Origin of the sequence: Streptomyces sp. NRRL WC-3549 (genome assembly GCF_000721935.1) — a bacterium.
In the GTDB taxonomy this organism is placed as follows: Bacteria; Actinomycetota; Actinomycetes; order Streptomycetales; family Streptomycetaceae; genus Streptomyces.
Window position 1 is genome coordinate 1 of sequence record NZ_KL585450.1, and the last position, 5402, is coordinate 5402.

The 5402-nt window shown below is 75.0% G+C and carries 2 protein-coding genes, 1 other RNA gene and 1 pseudogene; all 4 read left to right on the top strand.

What is annotated here, in order from left to right:
• Nucleotides 1-48: 48 nt before the first annotated feature.
• Nucleotides 49-143, top strand: an RNA gene (ffs, locus tag IH13_RS40205) — signal recognition particle sRNA small type.
• Nucleotides 144-222: 79 nt separating this feature from the next.
• Nucleotides 223-2541: a DNA polymerase III subunit gamma and tau gene (locus tag IH13_RS0135180; protein ID WP_031091096.1), complete on the top strand. Its 2319-nt coding sequence runs from the start codon at nt 223-225 to the stop codon at nt 2539-2541.
• Between the two features lie 246 nt (nt 2542-2787).
• The gene (gene purD, locus IH13_RS0135185) at nt 2788-4047 is read left to right on the top strand and encodes a phosphoribosylamine--glycine ligase (protein WP_031091099.1); all 1260 of its coding nucleotides are present in this window, start codon (nt 2788-2790) and stop codon (nt 4045-4047) included.
• 397 nt (nt 4048-4444) lie between these two features.
• Nucleotides 4445-5402, top strand: a pseudogene (locus IH13_RS39315) (hypothetical protein); the annotation flags it as partial.

Genomic DNA, 5402 nt, shown 5'->3' on the forward strand with positions numbered 1-5402 from the left:
AGGGTGGGTGGGTGGACGGAGGGGGGCCGGGATCGGCTAAGGTGGGCGCCAGCCCCTCACGTGGCGCTATCTGACTGAACTCCCCCAGGGCCGGAAGGCAGCAAGGGTAGGTCGGCTCTGGCGGGTGCGTGGGGGGCCCTTGTGTGTCCGGGTGCCGTCGGCCCGCCGGGTGGGCTCCGGGAGCGGGGCCGGTTGTCAGCGCGTCCCGATAACCTCGTAGATGTGTCGTCCCTTGCGCTGTACCGCCGCTATCGCCCCGAGTCCTTCGCCGAGGTCATCGGTCAGGAGCATGTCACTGACCCGTTGCAGCAGGCCCTGCGGAACAACCGGGTCAACCACGCGTACCTGTTCAGCGGGCCGCGTGGATGCGGGAAGACGACCAGCGCACGCATCCTCGCGCGCTGTCTGAACTGCGAGCAGGGCCCGACCCCGACCCCGTGCGGGGAGTGCCAGTCCTGCCGTGACCTGGCGCGCAACGGCCCGGGTTCGATCGACGTGATCGAGATCGACGCCGCCTCGCACGGTGGTGTGGACGACGCCCGTGACCTGCGGGAAAAGGCGTTCTTCGGGCCCGCGTCGAGCCGGTACAAGATCTACATCATCGACGAGGCGCACATGGTCACCCCGGCGGGGTTCAACGCCCTGCTGAAGGTGGTCGAGGAGCCGCCGGAGCATCTGAAGTTCATCTTCGCGACCACCGAGCCCGAGAAGGTCATCGGGACGATCCGGTCGCGTACGCACCACTACCCGTTCCGGCTGGTTCCGCCGGGGACGCTGCGGAGCTACCTCGCCGAGGTGTGCGGCAAGGAGAACAGCCCCGTCGAGGACGGAGTGCTGCCGCTCGTGGTGCGCGCCGGTGCGGGGTCCGTCCGTGACTCGATGTCCGTGATGGACCAGCTGCTGGCCGGCGCGGGCGAGGACGGTGTGACATACGCCATGGCCACCTCGCTCCTCGGGTACACGGACGGGTCCCTGCTCGACTCCGTCGTGGACGCCTTCGCGGCGGGCGACGGGGCGGCTGCCTTCGAGGTCGTGGACCGGGTGGTCGAGGGCGGTAACGACCCCCGGCGCTTCGTGGCCGACCTGCTGGAGCGGCTGCGTGACCTGGTGATCCTCGCCGCCGTGCCGGACGCCGGGGACAAGGGGCTCATCGACGCCCCTGCGGACGTGGTCGAGCGGATGCAGGCGCAGGCCGCCGTCTTCGGGGCCGCCGAGCTGAGCCGCGCCGCCGACCTGGTCAACGAGGGGCTCACGGAGATGCGCGGGGCGACCTCGCCCCGGCTCCAGGTGGAGCTGATCTGTGCGCGGGTGCTGCTGCCCGCCGCCTTCGACGACGAGCGTTCGTTCCAGGCCCGGCTGGACCGGCTGGAGCGCGGCGCGTCCTTCGCGACGGCCGGTTCCGGGCCCGCCCTCGGATACGTACCGGGGCCGGAGGCCCACGCACCCGGCGCCGGGCTGCCCGCCGCCGGGCCCGCCGCAGCGCGTGCGGCGGTACGGAGCGAGGCCCCCGGCCAGGCTCCCGCCGACGCCGCCCCGCAGGCCGCCGCGTCCGGCGTCGCGGGGCCCCCGCCCGCCATGCCGCCCGCTCAGCAGCCCCAGACCCCGCAGCCGCCCGTCCAGCAGCCTCAGACCCAGCAGCCTCAGGCCCCGCAGCCCGCTCAGGCCCCGCAGGCTCCTGCCGCCGGGGCCGGCGGTGCGCGGCCCGGAGCCTGGCCCACGGCTTCCCCGGCCGGTGGTGGGGCCGGCGGGTCGGACGCCGCACGACGTCCCGGTGGCTGGCCGACCGCGGCGGCTCCCGGCCGGACACCGCCTCCCCAGGCGCCCGCGCAGACCTCCGCCCCGGCCGCCGCTCCGGCGCCCGGGCCCGCGGCATCCGCCCCGGCGCCCGGCGGTCAGGACATGGCCCAGGGCGCGGCCCAGGTGCGGAACATGTGGCCCGACATCCTGGAGGCGGTGAAGAACCGCCGCCGTTTCACGTGGATCCTGCTCAGCCAGAACGCCCAGGTCACCGGTTTCGACGGCAGTACCCTCCAGCTCGGCTTCCTCAACGCCGGTGCGCGGGACACCTTCGCCAGCAGCGGCAGCGAGGAGGTGCTGAAGCAGGCGCTCGCCGAGCGGTTCAACGCCAGCTGGCGGGTGGACGCCGTCGTCGACCCGTCGGGCGGTGGCGGTACGCCTCCGCAGCCGGGTGGCGGAGGCGGCCGGCCCCCGGCTCCCGGCGGGTACCAGGCCGCGCCTCCCGCACCGGCCCCGCCCGCTGCACAGGCCCCGTCGTACGAGTCGCGGCCCGCTGCCGCGCCGCAGGCCCCGGCGCCTGCCCCGCAGCCCTCGTCCCCGTCTCGGCCCCAGGACTCCGGGCGGCCGGAGCCGTCGTCGTACGACCGCGCCCCGGCCCCCGAGCCGCCGCGTGCGGTCGCGCCCGAGGACGACACCGCCGAGGCGGACGACCCCGACCTGGTCGACTCCGCGCTGTCCGGGCACGACCTGATCGTCCGCGAGCTGGGGGCCACGGTCGTCGAGGAGTTCACGAACGAGCAGTGAGCCGGCTTCCGTGGCACGTCGCCACGTCGCCACGCGACCCGGTGGGGAGACGTGTGCCCGCACCACGTCGGCGCGTGACGGCGTGCGCCCGGTGGTACGCCGGTACGAGAGGGTGCGGGACGGCAGGACGGCGGCACGGCGTGCGCCCCACGGCCCGGCGGGTGGGGTGCGCGGGGTGCGCCGGGGCCCCGTCCACGGAGCGGAGGCCGTCAAGGCCGTGGGGCCCCGGCGGTTAGGCTGCACCCCGTGAAGGTCCTCGTCATCGGCGGCGGCGCCCGCGAACACGCCCTGTGCCGCTCTCTCTCCCTCGACCCCGACGTCACCGATCTGTACTGCGCACCCGGCAACGCCGGAATCGCAGAGGTGGCCGAACTGCACCCGGTCGACGCGCTCGACGGCGACGCCGTCGCCCGCCTCGCCACCGAACTGGGCGCCGAGTTGGTGGTCGTCGGTCCGGAGGCACCGCTTGTCGCCGGTGTCGCCGACGCCGTGCGCGCGGCCGGCATCCCCTGTTTCGGCCCGTCGCGTGAGGCCGCGCTGCTGGAGGGCTCCAAGGCGTTCGCCAAGGACGTCATGGCCGGTGCCAACGTCCCGACCGCCCGGAGCTACGTCTGCACGACGCCCGCCGAGATCGATGTGGCACTCGGAGCCTTCGGCGCCCCGTACGTCGTCAAGGACGACGGGCTGGCGGCGGGCAAGGGCGTCGTCGTCACCGACGACGTGGGGGCCGCCCGCGCCCACGCGCTGGCCTGTGAGCGGGTCGTCATCGAGGAGTTCCTCGACGGCCCCGAGGTGAGCCTCTTCGCGATCACCGACGGTACGACGGTGGTCCCCCTGCAGCCGGCCCAGGACTTCAAGCGCGCCCTGGACGGCGACGAAGGCCCGAACACCGGTGGCATGGGCGCGTACTCACCGCTCCCCTGGGCCGACCCGAAGCTGGTGGACGAGGTCATGGAGACCGTGCTCCAGCCGACCGTCGACGAACTCCGCCGCCGGGGCACGCCCTTCTCCGGACTGCTGTACGCGGGTCTCGCGATCACCTCGCGCGGTGTGCGGGTCATCGAGTTCAACGCGCGCTTCGGCGACCCGGAGACCCAGGTCGTCCTGGCCCGGCTGAAGACACCGCTGGCCGGCGTCCTGTTCGGGGCCGCCAACGGCACCCTGGACGTCCTGCCCCCGCTGAACTGGTACGACGACGCCGCCGTCACCGTCGTCGTCGCCTCGCACAACTACCCCGGCACCCCGCGCACGGGCGACCCGATCGAAGGGCTCGACGAGGTGGCGGCACAGGACGCCCCGCACGCGTTCGTCCTGCACGCGGGCACCCGGAGGGACGGGGACGCGGTTCTCAGCGCCGGAGGGCGCGTGCTCTCCGTCACCGCGACCGGCAAGGACCTCGCGCAGGCCCGTGAGCGCGCCTACACGGCCGTGGGACGGATCAGGCTCGACGGTTCCCAGCACCGCACGGACATCGCCCGTAAGGCCGCCGCCGACGAAGAGAGCTGAGGCGCCCGGACCCGTGCGTCCGTGCCCCGCAGGTCCGTACCCGTACCCGTGCCTGTGCCCGGCATCCCGCTCCCGGGGCGCCGGGCACAGGCGTGTCCGGGGCCCCGCGGGAACCGCCCGTACCCCGCGGGGGCACCGGGCGGCCACCCCGCCGGAGCGGCGTACGTACCACCGGAGGGGCTTCCGGTCGCGCGTCAGCAGCTTTACCCAAAGCCATTCCATCGAGTGACGGCTCGCCCATCCGGATGACGGCCGCCGAGGCCCCAACTAGGGTGCGGCGCAAGCTTTCCGGCACATGGACCACCGACAGCCCACCGACATTGCGATGTCGGTGGGCGGTGCCACAGTGGGGGAGTGACCAACACCGTCGCGGGGGCAGAGGGGGTGACGTCCGGCCATGTCCGCCACAGGTCCGGTTGAAGAGCTGGGTGCGCGCGCCGCGCGTGCCCGTGCCCTGGCCCTGCTGCGCGTCCGCAGCAGGGCCGCGGCCCTGGCCGTCCTGCCCGCGGCGGCGGCCGTCGTCCTGCAGGCCGCCGGCGCCCAGGGGTACATCGGCGGCGCGGCGTGGGACGCGGTGCGCTGGGCGGTGACGGGCTGCGCCGTCGTGGTGCTGCTGCTCGCCGTCGCGGTCGCCGTGGCCGTGGCCCGGGCCAGGCCCGCGGTCAGCCCCACCGTGCCCCTCACCGAAGAGGCCGCCCCGGATCTCTACCGGCTCGTCCGCGAGCTCGCCGACCGGCTCGGCGTCCCCGCGCCCTCGGCCATGGCGTTGACCCCCGACTGCGACAGCTGGCTGGAGGACCGTACGCACCCCGCCGCCCGGCCGAGTGCGGTGGGCCCCGCCGGTGGGCTGCGGGGCCTTCGCCGGAGGCGCCGGGCCACGGACGCCCCCGTGCTGGTCATCGGCTCGCCGTTCCTGTGGTGGATGCGGGTCGGCGAACTGCGTGCGGTGCTCGCCCCGGTCGTGGCGGGCACGGGGCCGTCCGCGCAGCCGGAGATAGCCGCCGCCCGGCGCTTCGTGCGGGGGCTCGACGCCGCGGTCGCCGACGCCTCCGTGGCCGGCCGGAGCCTGCTCCGCAGGGTCCCGGCCCTCTTCGTCGGGCGGGTCGCCGGCCTGCTGCTGCGCGGCTGCCGTTCCCACGCCGCGGAGATGGAGCGCTGGGTGGCCTCCGCCGCGTCCGTCCGCGCACAGGATGTGGACTACGGGCTCCGGATCGTCGCGCAGGAGCAGGTCGGTCTCGCGTACGCCGGATGGGACCGGCTGCTGACCCGGGTCGCGCTGCCCGCCTGGCGGATGGGCCGCTGGCCCTCCCGGCTGGACGCCGGCGTCGTCTCGGCCCTCACGGAGCTCTCCCGCC